Here is a 359-nt window from a genome sequence, read left to right as displayed (position 1 = left end):
GCACCAGGTCTGGTCGCTGCTGATGAACTCATCGATATGCAAAAAAATGCGAATAACTGGGTTATGCCTGCAGGTAACTATGCTAACCAACGTTATAGCGAACTGACTCAAATCACTAAAGACAACGTCAAAGATTTGAACATGGCTTGGTCTTTCTCAACAGGTGTTTTACGTGGCCACGAAGGTAATGCTCTGGTCATCGACGGCACTATGTACGTTCATACAGCGTTCCCTAACATCGTTTTCGCACTGGATTTGAACAACGATGGCGCCATCAAATGGAAATATGAGCCAAAACAAAACTACGATGAAACTGTACCAGTCATGTGCTGTGATACCGTTAACCGTGGTCTGTCTTA

At 44.3% G+C, this 359-nt stretch carries 1 pseudogene; it reads left to right on the top strand.

From position 1 onward, the window contains the following. Positions 1–359: pseudogene (locus LGT40_RS00185) on the top strand (PQQ-dependent dehydrogenase, methanol/ethanol family); the annotation flags it as partial.

The organism is Methylophaga pinxianii, assembly GCF_020447225.1.
GTDB classification, from domain to species: domain Bacteria; phylum Pseudomonadota; class Gammaproteobacteria; order Nitrosococcales; family Methylophagaceae; genus Methylophaga; species Methylophaga pinxianii.
This window is presented reverse-complemented; position numbering and strand designations above follow the sequence as displayed.